Below are 646 nucleotides of genomic sequence, written 5' to 3' on the forward strand. Positions count from 1 at the left end.
CGACGAGTCCACGCCCGCCGTCATCGGCGTGACCGACGTCGCCGCCGAGGCGCTCGGTGACGTGGTCTACCTGGAGCTCCCCGACGTCGGCGCCACCGTCGAGGCCGGTTCGGTGATGGGCGAGATCGAGTCGACCAAGTCGGTCTCGGAAAGATAACGGTCAGAAAGTTCTTCCAGAACCGCGTCATGAACTCCGCACGAGCCGCTTTATCTCATAGCAGCAACCGTAGGCCGGAACCCCAGAACCGGCCGCTGTGTGGAGGAAACCGATCATGACTGCGATGACCCTTGACCACCGTGTGCCCAGCCTCACCCGCCGCGAGCGGGTAATCCTGGCGAACCTCACCGAGGACGCCACGCTCGAGCAGATCGCTCGACGCCTGTATGTCACCCGTAACACGGTGAAGACCCAGGTTCGTAGTGTCTACCGCAAGCTCGGCGTGTCCTCGCGCGCGGAGGCGATTGCCAAGGCGAACGAGTTCCACATCGCTGACTGACACACACAGGTCCACGACGACGGCGCCCGTCCCCAGAGGTGCCGTCGTCGTCCTGTGTCCAGGGCCGTGTGTCGGTGTCGGGTGCAAGACTGCTCGGCATGCAGGAGACCCTCATCGACGTGGTCGCCGCGGCGATCGTGGACGACCTG

At 64.7% G+C, this 646-nt stretch carries 1 protein-coding gene and 1 pseudogene; both read left to right on the forward strand.

Annotation, left to right across the window (positions count from 1 at the left end):
• Window positions 1-151, forward strand: a pseudogene (locus ACYVJ0_RS13620) (glycine cleavage system protein H); the annotation flags it as partial.
• A gap of 121 nt (window positions 152-272) precedes the next feature.
• A complete protein-coding gene (locus tag ACYVJ0_RS13625; protein ID WP_454850295.1) occupies window positions 273-497 on the forward strand; it encodes a LuxR C-terminal-related transcriptional regulator in 225 nt (74 codons plus the stop codon).
• Window positions 498-646 lie beyond the last annotated feature (149 nt).

This window comes from Microbacterium petrolearium (assembly GCF_054782875.1).

Bases quoted from the DNA above. Each gene is read 5' to 3' on its own strand.
- ACYVJ0_RS13625 (WP_454850295.1), top strand. From the start codon at position 273: ATGACTGCGATGACCCTTGACCACCGTGTGCCCAGCCTCACCCGCCGC.